General features: G+C 39.9%; 16 protein-coding genes. 11 read left to right on the forward strand and 5 right to left on the reverse strand.

What is annotated here, in order from left to right:
- Window positions 1-22: 22 nt before the first annotated feature.
- Both HWQ38_RS16390 and HWQ38_RS16395 read left to right on the forward strand, forming a co-directional pair.
- The gene (locus HWQ38_RS16390; RefSeq protein WP_292795230.1) at window positions 23-784 is read left to right on the forward strand and encodes a hypothetical protein; all 762 of its coding nucleotides are present in this window, start codon (window positions 23-25) and stop codon (window positions 782-784) included.
- A 78-nt stretch (window positions 785-862) separates the two neighbouring features.
- Window positions 863-1,111 (forward strand): hypothetical protein, encoded by a 249-nt coding sequence (locus HWQ38_RS16395; protein WP_292795231.1) that lies wholly within the window; start codon window positions 863-865, stop codon window positions 1,109-1,111.
- A 111-nt stretch (window positions 1,112-1,222) separates the two neighbouring features.
- Here the strand turns inward: HWQ38_RS16395 and HWQ38_RS16400 are convergent, their stop codons facing one another.
- A complete protein-coding gene (locus HWQ38_RS16400; protein ID WP_292795233.1) occupies window positions 1,223-2,218 on the reverse strand; it encodes a hypothetical protein in 996 nt (331 codons plus the stop codon).
- Between the two features lie 429 nt (window positions 2,219-2,647).
- Between HWQ38_RS16400 and HWQ38_RS16405 the strand changes: the two genes are divergently transcribed.
- From HWQ38_RS16405 to HWQ38_RS16420, 4 genes are all read left to right on the forward strand, one after another.
- Window positions 2,648-4,252: a hypothetical protein gene (locus HWQ38_RS16405; RefSeq protein WP_292795234.1), complete on the forward strand. Its 1,605-nt coding sequence runs from the start codon at window positions 2,648-2,650 to the stop codon at window positions 4,250-4,252.
- A 137-nt stretch (window positions 4,253-4,389) separates the two neighbouring features.
- On the forward strand, window positions 4,390-5,253 hold the full coding sequence (locus tag HWQ38_RS16410; protein ID WP_292795236.1) for a DUF4157 domain-containing protein: 864 nt from the start codon (window positions 4,390-4,392) through the stop codon (window positions 5,251-5,253).
- 188 nt (window positions 5,254-5,441) lie between these two features.
- Window positions 5,442-6,170, forward strand: a complete 729-nt coding sequence (locus tag HWQ38_RS16415) for a hypothetical protein (RefSeq protein ID WP_292795237.1) — start codon at window positions 5,442-5,444, stop codon at window positions 6,168-6,170.
- Between the two features lie 112 nt (window positions 6,171-6,282).
- A complete protein-coding gene (locus tag HWQ38_RS16420) occupies window positions 6,283-6,744 on the forward strand; it encodes a YbjN domain-containing protein (protein ID WP_292795238.1) in 462 nt (153 codons plus the stop codon).
- Between the two features lie 105 nt (window positions 6,745-6,849).
- Here the strand turns inward: HWQ38_RS16420 and HWQ38_RS16425 are convergent, their stop codons facing one another.
- Window positions 6,850-8,118, reverse strand: a complete 1,269-nt coding sequence (locus HWQ38_RS16425; protein ID WP_292795239.1) for a DUF4255 domain-containing protein — start codon at window positions 8,116-8,118, stop codon at window positions 6,850-6,852.
- 374 nt (window positions 8,119-8,492) lie between these two features.
- Between HWQ38_RS16425 and HWQ38_RS16430 the strand changes: the two genes are divergently transcribed.
- Entirely contained in the window at window positions 8,493-10,208 is a 1,716-nt protein-coding gene (locus tag HWQ38_RS16430; RefSeq protein ID WP_292795240.1) for a serine/threonine protein kinase, read from the forward strand.
- 93 nt (window positions 10,209-10,301) lie between these two features.
- Here HWQ38_RS16430 and HWQ38_RS16435 read toward each other — a convergent pair whose 3' ends face one another.
- Window positions 10,302-10,790 (reverse strand): TIGR00725 family protein, encoded by a 489-nt coding sequence (locus HWQ38_RS16435; RefSeq protein WP_292795242.1) that lies wholly within the window; start codon window positions 10,788-10,790, stop codon window positions 10,302-10,304.
- Between the two features lie 128 nt (window positions 10,791-10,918).
- Here HWQ38_RS16435 and HWQ38_RS16440 point away from each other — a divergent pair, with 128 nt between their 5' ends.
- Both HWQ38_RS16440 and HWQ38_RS16445 read left to right on the forward strand, forming a co-directional pair.
- Window positions 10,919-11,155: a hypothetical protein gene (locus tag HWQ38_RS16440; RefSeq protein WP_292795244.1), complete on the forward strand. Its 237-nt coding sequence runs from the start codon at window positions 10,919-10,921 to the stop codon at window positions 11,153-11,155.
- Window positions 11,156-11,172: 17 nt separating this feature from the next.
- Window positions 11,173-11,484: an urease subunit beta gene (locus tag HWQ38_RS16445; RefSeq protein WP_292795245.1), complete on the forward strand. Its 312-nt coding sequence runs from the start codon at window positions 11,173-11,175 to the stop codon at window positions 11,482-11,484.
- A gap of 44 nt (window positions 11,485-11,528) precedes the next feature.
- On the opposite strand, the gene HWQ38_RS16450 is transcribed toward HWQ38_RS16445, so the two are convergent.
- Both HWQ38_RS16450 and HWQ38_RS16455 read right to left on the reverse strand, forming a co-directional pair.
- Window positions 11,529-12,278: a hypothetical protein gene (locus HWQ38_RS16450; protein ID WP_292795247.1), complete on the reverse strand. Its 750-nt coding sequence runs from the start codon at window positions 12,276-12,278 to the stop codon at window positions 11,529-11,531.
- Window positions 12,275-13,402, reverse strand: a complete 1,128-nt coding sequence (locus HWQ38_RS16455; protein WP_292795249.1) for an AAA family ATPase — start codon at window positions 13,400-13,402, stop codon at window positions 12,275-12,277. The genes HWQ38_RS16450 and HWQ38_RS16455 overlap by 4 nt, the downstream gene beginning before the upstream one ends.
- Before the next feature lie 200 nt (window positions 13,403-13,602).
- Here HWQ38_RS16455 and ureC point away from each other — a divergent pair, with 200 nt between their 5' ends.
- Window positions 13,603-15,318, forward strand: coding sequence for an urease subunit alpha (gene ureC / locus HWQ38_RS16460; RefSeq protein ID WP_292795251.1), 1,716 nt, complete (start codon window positions 13,603-13,605; stop codon window positions 15,316-15,318).
- A 421-nt stretch (window positions 15,319-15,739) separates the two neighbouring features.
- A complete protein-coding gene (locus HWQ38_RS16465; protein WP_292795266.1) occupies window positions 15,740-16,471 on the forward strand; it encodes an ABC transporter ATP-binding protein in 732 nt (243 codons plus the stop codon).
- The last annotated feature ends 19 nt before the right edge of the window (window positions 16,472-16,490 follow it).

The raw sequence follows: 16,490 nt of genomic DNA on the forward strand, positions 1-16,490 counted from the left end.
TGACTTCAATTTGGGTACTGCTATGACTATTCAATTCAGCATTTCTAACAATAAAACTAGCAAGAAAACATTAGCTTTCTCAGACACTCCAGCACAGAGAATGTTTGAGTCGCATCCGTTTGTAGTGCAGTCTAAAAACGACAATTCAGAAAAACCTGATTTGAAGGCATCTTTAATACAAGCAGAAAAATACGGACATCACCTGAGTAAGAAAAATTTAGCCAATCAATCAGTCTCAACAGCAGTACAACCAAAGCTAGATAACCAGCCCGTTCAGTTTACGGATAAACGAAAAGATCCACCAACCTCATCAGATGGGGGGAATCCGTCTAAAAAATCCAAGTCTGATAGTCAACTAGTGGATCTTCTAGCAAGCTCATCAGCAGTTACAAGTCAACCACCGAATCTTCTAGCAAGCTCATCAGCAGTTACAAGTCAACCACCGAATCTTCCAGCAAGCTCATCAGCAGTCGGAAATACTACTAGGGTACTACCGTTTACGGAGCTAAAGGTATATAATACGAAAAAAGGGAAACTAGACAGACCGGCGAAACCCTCAGCTATGAGCGGCTTGAAAGATGTGGATGATAAGCCTTTATCAGCACACCACAAGTTCCCTTTCAATAAAATTAGAGAGGCTGTTAGGAAAGCATCAAGTTCACCCCAACTGAGTCAGATTATCTATGATTGGGTAGATCCCGAAGGGATAATAGATAGAGATAATATCCAAAAATCTGACGTTGCCTGGCCTGCGCATAATATACATATGGGTCCGGCACCTTAGAAGAGGTCAGACGATCCAGCAGGAGATGATGTTGATCCGCACTTTACAGCTAGTGGTACTGTAACCCCAAAGAGTCACGTGGCACTCGAAATTGATCAAGCAGGAGGACTAACTGAGATTAACCACGAAGATTTAGTAAAGAGCCTCCAGAAATTAGAAAATCCCTCTAAGCATACCCCATATGACCAAAAGGAGTGGAAGAAATCGGAATTGAAGCCAGGTAAGTACGAACAAGTGGGAAGACCAGAAGGGTGGGAAACATGGGATATTGATAAGCGCGTTAATTATTCAAATGAGAAAAGGAAAGCCAAAGAAAACCAAACTTAACAATAAACACGAATCTGACAAATCCGGCTGGCAAGCCACATAGTAGACGAAATGCAGCAGGGTACAAAAACCCGTCTCATCAGCGTAAAAATATGATTGCTTCTAAATTTTTCATTGCATCTTTTGCAAAATCAATTGTTCACCACCCTCTTTAGCAACAATTGCTGGGTCTAAATTTAGCGTTCCTCGAAGGTGTTCCTTTACTTGTCTATCTTCGTTTACTACTTGGTCTCGAACTAGTTCTGCGGCATCTTTTAATCTTACTTGCTGCTGACTATCTTCAGCTTTACTAGTTTCAGATTTATGATTATTGGTTAAAGGAATATTAACCGCACGCTGTATACTAGCAAATCCTTTGTTATTACCCAACATATCCATCGCTTCTCTTTTAGCTAAATAATGAGTGCGTGACCCTACTTTTTTTGAGCCAGTGTTTTTATCCTCGTTGTATGTAGAAGGAGGCGGCATAAATTTTTCTTGATTGTTATGTTGGGCGTCACCAGAACCTGCTAAATTAGTCTGAGTTGGTTTATTTAGCAATCTCGTAACTTCCGGGTCATCATGAGGCGAGCTTTCTTCTGTTGCTTCCTTCTCAGAAATCTTATTTGTTGTGGGTGATGTTAAATGCTCATCCGAATTTTGCTTTTTGTCTTTATCTTTTGATTTGGAAGTTTCCGTTGCGCTTTCAGTTCTTTCAGCAAAGTATTTTTTTTGTTCAATATTATCTTTTTGATTATTAAGAGTTTTTAACCCACTAGCAACACTCAGCACATTCTCTAGTACTTTTTTATTGTTAGTCAACTTATTTGTCTCTAAATCCATACCCGATGTTAGCTTTTTTTCCTCCTCTTCATCTGTCGATAGCATTTGTATTGGTGCCGTAGTAGAAAGCGCACATTGAATTTTATCAAGGTGATGACCGTAACGTTCTGCCTGACTTAGAGATTTTTTTAAGTCTGGTTCCTGCGATCGCGTCTTTAATTGCATAATAAACGGGCGACCTTGAAGCATTCCTGAATCTATATTACTTAAGGAATGCGGTGTTTTTTTCTTCTTTTCTTCCTGACGCTGGTATAGTCGGCTACCCATACGTATGTTCTCACTCAACTATAAATATAAAAATGAATACCTTACTTTCAGGTTAAAACCATTATCATTATATTATTATGTAAGTCAACAGAAAATATTAGACTAAAGTCTAATATTTGACTCGGTTTTTACTAAATAAATTAAGCTACAATCTTAAACAAATAATATGATTTCAGAGATAGCAGTGCTATTTAATTTATAAATATTCTAAATATAGAGACGCAATATATATATGTAGTAATTATATGTAAGTTTATCAAAATTGTAAAAAGTAATTCATTCCTGGTACAAATAGATAATTTTAAATCCGATTGGTGTAGTAATTTAATTATTGACATGGACGAAAAAATAAAGTTTGCTGTTAGTCTCTCATCCCAATTCTATTAAAAGTTGAAAAATATTCCAACAAATATTTTTCAACTTTTAAATATTTAAATAAGGTTCCCTATGTTAAGCCTATTCAATACTATTCAGAAAAAAAATAATCAACAAATATCTATTTTCTCAGATGCAAAATCACAGAGCATATTTCAGTCTGAGATACCTGGCAAATTACACCAGTCTGACCTGAATAAATCTTTGAAGCAGGCTGATAAGTATGGGCATAAACTCAGTAAAAAACATCTTCCCAATGTTGCGGATACAACAGTAGCGCAGTCAAAGATGGGGCTAAATAATTCGGCGCAATCAGATAATAGTTCTTCTTCACAGGCGATTCAAGCAACCTTGAAATTGCCTTGGAAAAAAAACAAAAACATAGAGCAACCCACTTCAAACTTAAGCACCCCAACTCCTACCACAGAAAGACCTCCAATTCTACAAGCTCCAATACCTCTAATGGATTTAAGCGGTGAAATAGCGAGCGAAAGGCCAGACTTATTACACTTATTACCGCCAACTCCACAGACCACAGCAGCACCAACGACACCACCACCAACGCCAACTCCACAGACTACAGCAGGATCAACGACACCACCACCAACGCCAACGACACCACCTCAACAAGTCTCACCCACTCCAAACTTAAACAAGCCATTACCAACTATACCACCTCAACAAGTTACACCTAGTAAAGGTTTTCTCAAGAAAAATGCAGGCAAGGCTTCCGAAACAGGCGACTTCGGGGCTAATATTTCTAGCACGCTTTCTGATAGCGTGGAACATATCAGTCAAGTTGCATCAGGCGGAATGGGGGGAGTATTAAAGTTAGGGACACTAGCATCCGATGCACGTGGTATTTACACTTCAATTCAAGAAGGGAATAAGGTTAATGCTGGTGCAAGTGGTACAAAATTTCTAGCTGGAGGCGTTGAAACCGGTGCTAACATTGCAAAGTTTGGAGGTCATTCAGTAAATAGCTTAGGTGTTGGTTTAGCAGGAGGTATAGGGAGTACAGTAACGGGTTTAGTAGAGACATCAGAAGGCGCACACAATATCCACCAATCGAGAAAGGGTTATCACAATATTAAGAATGTTGCACGAGATGCTGCTGAGAGAATACAACCATCCGAACCTAATAGCAAACCACGTACTACAAAAGAACTGGCTCAGGTGCAGAAAACAGTAGCCAATGAGTTACAAAAACAGCGAGATATTTTGCAGGTTGCCCAATATGCTGCAAATATACAAAGTAAAACAACAAAACGTGAGGGGATAAATATGGCTTCAGGTGTGGGACAAACCATTGGTGGAAGTCTTGCAATTGCTGGGACGGCTGGTGCAGGTATTGGTGCTGTTCCTGGTGCTGTAACTGCGATGACTGCGGCAAGTATCAAGCCTGGTGCATGGGGGGTTCGCGCGGGTAAGCAGTGGGGACGAGATAAAGGGCTTCCAGGGTTTAATCCAGAAAAGACATCTGAAAAAAAGAACCATGAACGTGCAGGAATTGCAGGTAAGTTAGCTGAACAAAGAGAAGACCCACAAATGCAAACAATATTTGAAAATTTGCCCAGTGTGAGTCAGGATCAGATAGCTAGTTTCAAAGATACAAATAAGGATAATCAGATGTCACAAAGTCAAATCAGTGAAATTCTTAAACGACGCCATTACTAAATCTCACAATGTAAAGTAAAGTTTGGTGCAATACTCTTAATTAAGACTATTTATCGCAGTTCTATGTGATTTGTTTAAAATCATACTTCCCAACCATACTTCTTAAAAAAATCAAGTTTCTACTGAGGTATTGAACAATGAACACTCAACAACGCATTCAAAAAAAATCTAACTCAGCGACATCTACCTTAGACTCACACAGTCAATTTGAAAATCGTGACTTCACAGTACAAACTAAGTCTGAATCCCCACAACCTGACCTAAATACTCAACTCAAACAGGCAAAACGTTTTGGCCACAGTATTAGCCAAATGAAGTCAGAATCTGCTCAACCTTCAAAACAAAATCAAACTAGTCAAAATTCGTCCTCTGGTTCTCGTGGTTCCATGCCTGCACCAGTAAGATCAAAAATGGAAAATTCTTTTGGAGCAAATTTTGGCGATGTCAGTATCCATACAGATAGCCCTCAAGCTAAATCGATGGGCGCCTTAGCTTTCACTCAGGGCAGTAATGTTCACTTTGCCCCTGGACAATATAACCCGCAAAGCTCTTCAGGACAAGCACTGTTAGGGCATGAACTTACCCATGTTGTACAACAAAGAGCCGGAAGAGTAGCTGTACCACACCAAAGTAAAGGTGCCCCGATTAATGCAGACCCCAGCTTAGAAACAGAAGCTGACCAAATTGGAGCAAAAGCTGCCAAGGGCGAGCAGGTGCAAGTTCCTGGTGCAACTAGTAGCTTCAAGACTATTCCACCAATCCAGAACAGCACCAAACCCGTTCAGTGTGGCGGGTTACTCGGGTTAGCGGAAGGAGCCTTGGGAGGAATTATGGGCGGCGGCGGCGGTCAACAACACGGTGGTGGAGGAATGATGTCTGGTCTGGGTGGAATGCTTGGCGGAATGCTTGGTCCGCTTGGAGGAATCGCAGGCAGTATGTTAGGTGGTGTTGCTGATAGTTTCATGGGCGGTGGTGGCGGTGGCCAACAACAAGAGCAATAGATGTAATTACAAATTTGTTTTTGGTGCGTGACGCTGTAAATCGTCAAGTTGAACGCAATGTTTAGGCCGATGGTGAGAACTTTACAGATGAAAATGGCAATCCTGTAACTTTTAAGGACACAAGCAACTTATTAGATCGGCGCCGGAGCGATCGCGATGGACAGAAAGACCCAATTTCTCTCTATGATGTGACTACATATGAAGACGCTAAAAAGCGTGAAATAACAGACGATAAAATGGAACACGATCATATTCCTGCTGGTGAATCCATGAGATATCGAGTAGAGAAAGAACAGGATAATGATAATTTTAAGATCCCAGACTCAGAACGCAAAGCTTCTTTTCGAGGAGATGGAAAGATAAAGGGTGATGAATGGGCTTATCAGAATGCCCCAACCATTGAGATTAGAGGTGCAGGTAAAAAGAAAACTTCGACAACTCCGGGAACTCCTGATCATTCTGAAGGTAATGATCACAACAAGTACAGTGCAACTTGGGGCAGCAGACAGAAAAATAAAGATACTGCGATTTTTCATGGAAAGCAAGAACAACTGTCGCGTCCCGAGATGGATGCAGAGCTTCCCGGAGTAGCTTTTCATCGTGATACAGACACAATGCTTAACGAAACTGATAATCTAAACAGAGGGACGGATGACTCCTTAAAACAGTTGGGAGCCTATAGATACCTTTATAAACAACAAATCAAACAGCATAATATAAGTCCTGCTTCTCCAGGTTATAAAATGACAGGAGATCCACTAAACAAAAACAAGAAGCGCAAGGGTGGTGCTGTGACGTATGAACATGAGCCTAATAAGACACAAGGACAGCTTTTGGATTCAATGTTTTTCCAACATTCATTAAAGAGATTCAATACCCCAGAAGGAGTGGAAGATATGATGGATCTTAGTGATTAACAAGTTATTACTATTTGGTCTTCAGTAGTTTTTATACCGGAATATTCAATCAAACATCAAAACTTGATTTTAAAATCAACGTTAGAAGCCCAAATCACTTATATAAGCGTAAATGTCTAAAAAAAATTTTGATATTCTCGTAACTTTCTTCAAACAAGAAAATTGGCAGCATTCGCAGCAAGATAACGAACCTATTTTGCACATGGGTTATGAAGGCAACAACGGACGATGGTCTTGCTATGCAAAAGTCCGAGAATTAGAGCAACAATGTGCTTTTTACTCAATTTGCCCAGTTACTGTTCCTAATAATAGGTATCTTGCTATGGCTGAATTTCTAACCAGAGCTAACTACGGTCTAATTGTTGGTAACTTTGAAATGAATATGGATGATGGAAAAATTTATTATAAAACAAGCCTGGATTTTGAAGGAGATAACTTAAGCTTAATGCTGATTAAACAACTGGTTTACAGCAATGTGGAAATTATGGATACCTATTTGCGAGGAATTGAAGTTGTAGCATCTTCTGAGATATTACCTCGTGAAGCAATCGCAAAGCTAGAAGCGGTTGCCTGAATTACCGGACAGCACCTTAGTTAGAAACACGGTTTCTTGAGAACGGTATGCTAGAAAACCTTGATTTATCGTAAATAAACCCGATTTATTAAGAACTGATGAATATTATTTAATTGTAATTCGTGGCGAGTCGTACTCCCCGCTTTGATTTTTATATAATGGACTCTCTGCCCCATCTACTTTTACCCGCACTAAGTAGTCTCCTAGCTTAATGTTTTTGAGAGAAATTATAATAGTGTCAGTATCTTCTGTTTGTGTTGATGCCAAACAAGAGTACGCGACTGCCTCGTTTTTTGATATTTGATTTAGTAGTAAAATAACTCTTTGGTCTTTACCAACTTTTGGGCTAAATTTAACGCTGATGTCTATTGAGCGTAAATCCCCATCATTACCCTGTAGAGATGTTACATGTAATGTCTCTACGGTAATTTTTGGATGTAGCACAAATGCCATAACGTTTGATTCGACGAGACTATGTTCCTCTTTACGGACTAAGCTTTCATGTATAATTTGTACCGATTGCACCCCTACGCGTAATGGAGGTACTTGTAGACTTACTTGTGTATTTTGAACATCAAAAGGTGTGAATAATTTATCTATATTACTTAGTCTGACTTTGGTGATATCACCGCGTAATTGTTTACCCTGAATCAATAGCGTACTGCCTACAGTAATATAAGCTTCGGCTTGTGCGGGCATCGTTACTTTTTCGATAACTGGTTCAGACAACATCAAGTCAAGAACCTCTGATTTATCGGCACTATCACTCTCTATCAAAACCATTGACACTTGATAAGTAGCCGAAGGTCGATAATTTGTTTGTAGCGCAGACCAGATTCTGGAAATTTCTTCCATGCTTAAAAATGCTGCGCTAACTTTAATTCGCCCAACTCTAAGAGCTAAATTAGATACAGATAAACCTGAAATCGCCTGTGAAAATACGCTCGATGTACTTGTTTGGGCAGCATTTTTTAAAGCATTTTCGATAGTCTCATGCGTAATAATAGGTAATTTATGCAACATCTGCATTGCATAACCTAGTAAAATCTCCGCTTGAAAATCTTTGGTCCCGTAAGCCGTTAATACATAGTGTAGGTCAAGAGCTAACGGGGGATTGGTCGAATTTGTGTTATTGGTGGTGTAACGAGTGCGGTATTCTTGAGATATCCAATCAACGTTACGATTTTGCGTGACGTGATATAAAAAAAGGTTGATTTGCGCGCGCTCGTCACTTCCCACTTGAATTTTATCTGGTGGCAACGCTGTTACAACTACATCACCAACACTCGCTACTATGGCATCACTTACTAAACCATTTTCCAGCAAGTTTTTGATTACTGCCGTGACGGTGGCTATAGAGAGGACATTACTCATCCTGCTTCCTCATCGCAATCCCTGAAATAATAATACCTGACAATAATACTTATGTAGCTTGAGTTCCGTTTAGCGAAGCCAACTTACGCATTTTTGACATATTTTGTGATGTAGACGAAAGTATAATGTAAAACATATATATAATATACTAATATCGCATTAAGCAGGAAGGCACAATTAAATATAAGATAAAAGCTCACCCTCAATCCCTCTCCTTGGTAAGGAGAGGGAAGCCGGAGGCAGAGTGAGGTTTTATATTTAATTTGACCCACTTACTTAACCGAAAAATAAATCATTATTAGTATAGTTATCAATTAATTAGTACATCAGGTTTCTCAAAAAAGTTTATTAAAGAATAGGATGGGTTTGCCCAGATGAACTCCCCACCATCAAATAATTCTTGGATAGGTCGCTTGATTGGTGATAGCCAGCGTTATCGGTTGGAGAAACGTCTAGGTGGAGGTGGTATGGGAGAAGTTTTCCTAGCCACAGATATGCGCGTTGGGAAAGATGTAGCACTCAAACTGCTCAAGGACAAATTGATCGCATCTGGTGAGATGAGAAAACGCTTTGAGCGGGAAATTGCAATTTGCGCTGCTTTGCAAAGCGACCATATTATCGAAATTAGTGACTGTGGTGTTACTAAAGAAGGTTATCCATTTTATGTTATGGAGTACCTGCGCGGGCAAACGCTGCGTCAATTATTAATGCGCGAAAGACAGCTACCACCGGAACGTGTGGTAAAAATTATGACGCAAGTGTGCAACGGTTTGCAGGTTGCCCACCGAGGGGTAGTCATGCAACGCGATGGGAAAAACACAGAGCGCATTAAGGTTATTCATCGCGATTTGAAACCAGATAATATTTTTTTAGTTCCTACAGACTTTGGTGAGTGGGTAAAGATTTTAGATTTTGGGATTGCCAAAATTTACAATGAGTCTTCCGAGCAAACAAATCTTACTAAAACATTTATTGGCACGCTTCGCTACTCGTCACCCGAACAAATTCAAAACGATAAAAATATAGGTGTATCTGCTGATATCTACAGTTTGGGAATCATTATTTATGAAATGCTTAGTGCCGCAGACCCTTTTGGTTTAAGGATTCAAGGTAATAATATCAGTGAAGCTTCATGGTTACTTGCTCATAGTTATGAACCACCTAGACCGTTACGCGAGCAACCTGGGTGCGAGCAATTGTCGCCAGAGTTAGAAATTGTAGTAATAAAATGTCTCCAAAAGAACCCAAGCAACCGCTTTGCATCGGTGGAACAATTGAGTCAAGCGTTGCAAGTTGCCATTACCACAACCGAAGCTACTAGTTTTAAGCCAAGTCAAACTATCGTTCAAGTAAGACCACTGCAACAGCAAACGCAAAAGACACCTCAACCAAATTCCAACGACGAAACCGTTATTAGACCCTTACAACCGTCACCCCAAAACACACTTCAACCAGATTCTAACGATGTAACAATTAATAAGCCATTGCGACCGTTATCACAAACACCTCAGCCCGGTTCCAATGACGAAACAATTAACAAACCATTGCAACCGCCAGCGCAGCAACCTGCATCTAATCTACCTCGACAACAGGCACCCGAAGGTACTATTATGCAGAAGCGACCTTCTAATACTCCACAGCAGACACCCGAAAGTATTATTTTGCAACCGGGCGCTGGTAGTGGTGACAAACAACCACCAGATAAAACGCTATTTCAACCGCGACCCACTAGCAATCGTGGTGGACAAGAGGTTGTCGATAACACGATTATGCAACAGCAGCCAGGTGGTGCGAATAGTCAACATCCAGGAAATCCACCCCTAAATAGACCTGATAACACAATATTCCAACAACGATCTGCTTCTAATCAAAGGCAACAGCAGATACTAGAACAAACAATCTTTCAGCCAAGGAAAGATATAGCAACACCTCAAAAAAAATCTCTTAACACCTTAGTGATTGCAGGTATTATTTTAGCGATCGCACTGGCACTAGGTATTGTTTTTTACCTTCTTTTTATGAGAATTAGTAATAATAATGATAGAAGGATGCCAACATCTCATTATTATATTGAAGGTAAACCCGTTTAACTGTAATTTAAAGGAAAAAGAGGCCGCTTTAGCTTGTCCTATATTAAAGTAAAGTGCTGATGCATTCTGTCGGAAAATAAGAGAGAATACGCATTAGTATAAAATTGTTTTGGCGGTAGCGATCGCCTGATCCACACTCTCTACAATATAAACATTTTCTGGTGACAGCTTTTTGAAGAGAAGTTTACTTTCTCCATGATTATTTAACAAAATTACTTGCTTATTTGCTTTCAAAGCTAGGGCAATTTCTGAAACAGTTCCTGCACCGATCCCGCAGGCAATTACCACATCACTCGTGAGAACATTAATATTGTTTCTGGCATTACCCATGTCTGTGAAAATAGCAATATCCACCCAAGAGGAAATACCAGCCTGATTATCACCCGGAAGAATACCAATAGTTAAACCGTCAGCAGATTTTGCACCTTTACTTGCTGCATCCATTACCCCTATATTTCTACCACCAGTGAGTAAAGCCCATCCTTGTTTGGCAATAAGTTCACCTAGTGCATAAGCATTTTGTAAATCATTTGCTGTCGCATTTTCTCCCCTGCCCATAACCCCAATAATAATTTTTCTCATAGAATTTCAGATGATAGCGGTTTTCACGGGCAAAGGAGCAGAATGTTCTAAAGCACTTATCAATAATAAAAAAATGCTCACATCTAGTCTATAATTTAGAAGCATTAATTTTAGCTGCTGAATCGCAATTGATCAGCGTACTTGGTGTTAATTGTCTGACTGTAACATGGACAAGACCAGTTGAAGAACAAAATCATAATGTTCCACCTAAAAACATTGTAGAGGAAATTTTTATAAAATGTGCCAAGAAATATAAAGGTACTGTAGATGCACCAAGAATATTAGGAAGTGCTAGATATCAAGACATTGCAGAACAATGTCCTCAAGCTTTCGGGCTTTTTGTCGATTTATTAGAAAATATTTAAATTGGGAAAAATAAATTATGATTCCTGGAGAAATCATTACACCAGAAGGTGAAATTGAACTGAATGTTGGTCGTCCAACTATAAAATTACAAGTGTCAAATACAGGCGATCGCCCCATACAAGTCGGTTCCCACTATCACTTTTATGAAGTTAACACCGCCTTAAACTTTGACAGAGAACAAGCGCGAGGAATGCGCCTCGATATCCCCGCAGGAACCGCAGTTCGCTTTGAACCAGGCGACGAAAAAGAAGTGACTTTAGTCCCCTTAGTTGGTAGTCGTCAAGTCTATGGCTTCAACAGCAAAATTAACGGACATTTAGATACTTAGAATCATTAGATGCTATTCTAATTAAACTAGGTAGGGAATAAATGCTACGTATTTGCGATTGAGTTAGCAACTACCGTTGTAGCCGCAATTAAATGTTGTGAAAAAGTAGCATATCCATTCGAACAACGATTTTTGATAATTGCTAAATCAATCTCAAAAGCAAGTTTCCATCGAAGTTGTAGAGGGCGTTGATTGCTACTATTTTCAGAGAGATATGTTGATTGTGTGATCGCATTTTCTAAAATACCTTTTCCACCATCTAATTCTTCTAAATTTTCCAGAGGTTCAAGCTCTACACCTAAAATACTTGATACAGTTTGAGTATCTGCCAACAACCATATTTCAAAATTTTTAATCGCTAAACCTCCTGCACTACGATCGCTAATTTTTTGCTCATTAAGATCCAGGTGATTATCACGGATTTTATTTAAAGCCCGTTCCAAGTCAATTTGCCTTTGCTGAAGCTTATCATCTGCATCAACCACAATTAGGATCATATCAACTTCTTCAGGTTTCCACGCGATAATCACCTGTGCTAAATATTTTGGATCTAAAATTGAGTGTCCTACACGCCGTTTAAAGACTCGATTCTCGCTGATGGATGGATGTCTTTGTACAAAATCACAATCAGGCAATCCCAAATTATTAATTTCTCGTCTGATTATGGTATGAAGTGCCCCTTCTCTATCTCTTTCAATAACTTTTCCACCATCTTCTGGTTTAATATAGGGAATACTTGCTCCGAGTTCTGCTTCTCCCTCAGCAATTAGCCCAATACGAATCGCCCGATTCATACCGGATTACCTCCAAACACATTCGTAAACCAAAGTTCACCTAATGCTCCATCATAAGCTTCTAGGGCTTTTTGGAAGCGTTCTGAATCAATGGGTAAAGCATGAATTTGAGTTTTACCTTCGGTGTCTAACTCAACAGCACGCACTTGGTGAGGTTCGACATAATTTAGCAACACGGGAGAATGAGTTGTGATTAATACTTGAACAGGTTTACCTGTAATTCCCTCTGTAGAAATTATTTGCAATAATTCCATCATTTTGTGTAACAACCAAGGATGAACTCCGTTTTCTATCTCTTCAAAACAAATAATACTGGGGGTATTTTCTTGATACAGTGCGGTTAGAAATGCCAAAATTCTAAGTGTACCATCTGATATATCCGAAGCAGGGATATGATGTTCAGAATATCTGTCGATTAATTCTAGTAAAAAAGTTCTATCTTCTCTACGCAATAAAGAAATTCTCTGTATATTAGGAACAAGCCGTGTCAAACGTTCCTCCAACTCATCAAAACTTTTACGATTAGTGAGCAAAATATCAGCTAGAGCATCAACAATTCCCTGTCCTGTTTTATCCATTCCACCAATTGATGGAATATTATTAGAGAGACTAATTGGGGCAAAATCATAAATACTAACTTTTCTGATTGCCTTGGCTAGAGGAGAATCCAAATAATTATTAGAAACTAAAAAATTTCTTAGTTCCGGTGTATACTGATTTTTTCCAGTACGAGTATTGCCAGAAGATTCTTGATTATTAATAGTCACTATTCGCTGAGGATATTCAATATGAATTGATATAGATGAAATGGATTCCTGACTTTCTATATTTGGAAGACAACCAACCTCAAAGAAAAGATAATCTTGCTTACCCTGCCATAATTTTGATTCAATTTTATGCTGATTTGTATTTACAGCTATTAAAGATTGAGCAAAAAAAGGTATTATTTCCTGGCCAGTCATATTAATTATTAATCTTTCCAAAAAATTAGATAATACAAATAAAGCTTCACAAATATTCGACTTTCCAGAACCATTCGGTCCAATAAATACAGTTAATGGTTCTAAATCAACTTCGATATCAAAGAGGCTCTTGTAGTGCTGAACTCTCAGTTTAGATAACATTCTACCTCAGTTTTATATCTGCCTATGTTCCCAATATCATTCTAGATTTTCGCGGTTATAAATTCGCTTTAACTACCATTAAAATTTATTTCACTACATCTACGGTTACAACAAAATTATAAATTTATACAAAATTTCCTCTGAATATCTCTAAACTTGCTCAAAAATAATCAAAGTAACACCACCTCAGGAGTCCCATTATGCCTTACAGAATGGATCGCCGCGCTTACGCGGAAACATACGGCCCAACAGTAGGCGATCGCATCCGACTTGCAGACACAGAATTATTTATTGAAGTTGAACAAGATTTCACCATCTACGGCGATGAAGTGAAATTCGGCGGCGGTAAAGTCATCCGAGATGGGATGGGACAATCCCCCATTTCTAACGCCGATGGTGCTGTTGATTTAGTAATTACCAATGCCTTAATTCTCGATTGGTGGGGTATTGTCAAAGCGGATATCGGCATTAAAGATGGCAAGATTTTCAAAATTGGTAAAGCCGGAAATCCTTATATTCAAAATAATGTAGATATTATTATCGGCCCCGGAACCGAAGCCTTAGCCGGTGAAGGAATGATTCTCACTGCTGGCGGTATCGATGCCCATATTCATTTTATTTGTCCCCAACAAATTGAAGTGGCGATCGCTTCTGGGATTACCACCATGATCGGCGGCGGTACTGGGCCCGCCACAGGTACAAATGCCACTACCTGCACCCCTGGCCCTTGGAACATTTACCGAATGCTGCAAGCTGCTGATGCTTTTCCCGTGAACTTAGGATTTTTGGGCAAAGGTAATGCCAGTCAACCCCAAGGACTTGTAGAACAAGTAGCCGCCGGTGCAATGGGGTTAAAACTACATGAAGACTGGGGAACTACACCCGCAGCAATTGATACTTGCCTTAGTGTTGCCGAGGAATATGATGTGCAAGTAGCGATTCATACTGATACCCTGAACGAAGCTGGATTTGTCGAAGATACGATCGCTGCTTTTAAGAATCGTACCATCCACACCTACCACACTGAAGGCGCAGGCGGCGGACACGCGCCAGATATTATCAAAGTTTGCAGCCAAGCCAATGTTCTGCCATCTTCCACTAATCCAACACGCCCTTACACCGTCAACACCTTAGATGAACACCTGGATATGTTGATGGTATGCCATCACCTCGACCCAGCGATCGCTGAAGATGTTGCTTTTGCCGAATCTCGCATCCGCCGAGAAACCATTGCCGCCGAAGACATTTTGCACGACTTAGGCGCATTTAGCATGATTTCTTCCGACTCCCAGGCAATGGGAAGGGTAGGCGAAGTGATAATTCGCACTTGGCAGACATCACACAAAATGAAGGTGCAACGGGGAAGTCTTAATCCACAAGGAACGGAGCAAAAAGCAGATAATTTTCGGGCAAAAAGATATGTTGCGAAGTATACGATTAATCCAGCGATCGCTCACGGCATTGCTCAATATGTGGGTTCAGTGGAAGAGGGAAAATTAGCAGATTTATGTTTGTGGCGATCGGCGTTTTTTGGTGTGAAACCACAGATAGTGATTAAAGGCGGAATGATTGCATGGTCGCAAATGGGCGATGCTAACGCTAGTATTCCCACACCGCAACCAGTGTATATGCGACCGATGTTTGGTAGTTTTGCAGGTGCCCGTCATGCCACATCATTAACTTTTGTTTCGCAAGCAGCTTTAGAGAAAGAAATTCCCAGCCAGCTAGGTTTACAAAAGGCAGCAGTTGCAGTTTCTGGGACACGCCAATTGAGTAAGCGGGATATGAAGTTGAATGATGCACTACCCCACATTGAAGTAGATCCAGAAACCTATGAAGTCAGGGCAGATGGTGAGTTGCTGATTTGTGAACCGGCGACAGTTTTACCAATGGCACAGAGGTACTTTTTGTTTTAATTCATGACCGAGCAACTTACTGATTACGATAAGCTATCAACTGGGCGGATGTCGCGTCAGCTTAGAGTTTCCGGTGGCGAAACTGTTGGACTATGAGCAAAGGTGGGAAACCCTATCTCTAAATGCAACATTGTTCACAAATGATGTAAGATTGGCTAACTTAACATAAATTAACACTCAGTCAGTGCAAATTGTGTAATGGGAGCGATCGCACTAATTCCTCAACTCTCTTTGCTTCCATACCAACAGGGATGAGTTGACAAAGTTTTTGGGTAATAATAAATAAGTGGCGCTTGTTTTGATCAGGTGTAGGGGTAGCCCAATCTAGGCATCGCTAGCCCCAAAATTGTGAGCGCGTTGTGTATATTGATGTATGTTAGTTTTTATATCAGCCTTGAATATTTCTGGATATAAACCGCCGATGAACGCCGATAGAAAACCAAACTATACAATTTTAGAAGTTCAAGAACTTAATGTTAATTATGGCGGTATCCAAGCTCTGAAAAAGATTAATTTAATTATTCAAAAAGGCGAGGTAGTTACTCTAATTGGTGCTAATGGTGCTGGTAAAACTACCACACTCCGCGCCATATCTAAAATAGTTAATCCTCAGAGTGGCATAATTATTTATAATGGACATAATATTACCCGCCGCCAAGCTCACGAGGTTGTAAAACTTGGTATCGCCCATTGTCCAGAAGGACGCAGAGTATTAGCGCGGCAAACAGTATTTGATAACTTACTTTTGGGTGCTTATATTCGCTCCAATCAAGCCGAGATAAAAGCAGATATTCAGCGCCAATTTGAGCTATTTCCGCGTTTGTCACAAAGACACAATCAACTAGCAGGAACCCTGAGCGGTGGTGAGCAACAAATGTTAGCGATCGCTCGGGCTGTAATGAGTAAACCACAACTGTTACTTTTAGATGAGCCTAGCTTAGGTTTAGCACCTGCGATCGTCCGCGAAATCTTCTCGATTATTGAAAATCTCCGTGCTACAGGCGTGACTATTCTGTTAGTTGAACAAAACGCCAATCTAGCGCTACAAATTGCCGATCGCGGTTATGTTTTAGAAGCTGGTTCTATCACGTTAACAGGTCCAGCATCAGAATTAATTAGTGATGAGCGAGTTAAAAAGGCTTATTTAGGGTGATTAATTAAATTAAACCTTG

It is taken from the genome of Nostoc sp. NMS7, assembly GCF_017115085.1.
GTDB lineage: Bacteria > Cyanobacteriota > Cyanobacteriia > Cyanobacteriales > Nostocaceae > Nostoc.

What these genes read in the sequence shown, in the direction of transcription:
- HWQ38_RS16390 (WP_292795230.1), top strand. Translation starts at nt 23, where the DNA reads ATGACTATTCAATTCAGCATTTCTAACAATAAAACTAGCAAGAAAACA.
- HWQ38_RS16405 (WP_292795234.1), top strand. Translation starts at nt 2,648, where the DNA reads ATGTTAAGCCTATTCAATACTATTCAGAAAAAAAATAATCAACAAATA.
- HWQ38_RS16410 (WP_292795236.1), top strand. Translation starts at nt 4,390, where the DNA reads ATGAACACTCAACAACGCATTCAAAAAAAATCTAACTCAGCGACATCT.
- HWQ38_RS16420 (WP_292795238.1), top strand. Translation starts at nt 6,283, where the DNA reads ATGTCTAAAAAAAATTTTGATATTCTCGTAACTTTCTTCAAACAAGAA.
- HWQ38_RS16425 (WP_292795239.1), bottom strand. Translation starts at nt 8,118, where the DNA reads ATGAGTAATGTCCTCTCTATAGCCACCGTCACGGCAGTAATCAAAAAC.
- HWQ38_RS16430 (WP_292795240.1), top strand. Translation starts at nt 8,493, where the DNA reads ATGAACTCCCCACCATCAAATAATTCTTGGATAGGTCGCTTGATTGGT.
- HWQ38_RS16435 (WP_292795242.1), bottom strand. Translation starts at nt 10,790, where the DNA reads ATGAGAAAAATTATTATTGGGGTTATGGGCAGGGGAGAAAATGCGACA.
- HWQ38_RS16445 (WP_292795245.1), top strand. Translation starts at nt 11,173, where the DNA reads ATGATTCCTGGAGAAATCATTACACCAGAAGGTGAAATTGAACTGAAT.
- HWQ38_RS16450 (WP_292795247.1), bottom strand. Translation starts at nt 12,278, where the DNA reads ATGAATCGGGCGATTCGTATTGGGCTAATTGCTGAGGGAGAAGCAGAA.
- HWQ38_RS16455 (WP_292795249.1), bottom strand. Translation starts at nt 13,402, where the DNA reads ATGTTATCTAAACTGAGAGTTCAGCACTACAAGAGCCTCTTTGATATC.
- ureC (WP_292795251.1), top strand. Translation starts at nt 13,603, where the DNA reads ATGCCTTACAGAATGGATCGCCGCGCTTACGCGGAAACATACGGCCCA.
- HWQ38_RS16465 (WP_292795266.1), top strand. Translation starts at nt 15,740, where the DNA reads ATGAACGCCGATAGAAAACCAAACTATACAATTTTAGAAGTTCAAGAA.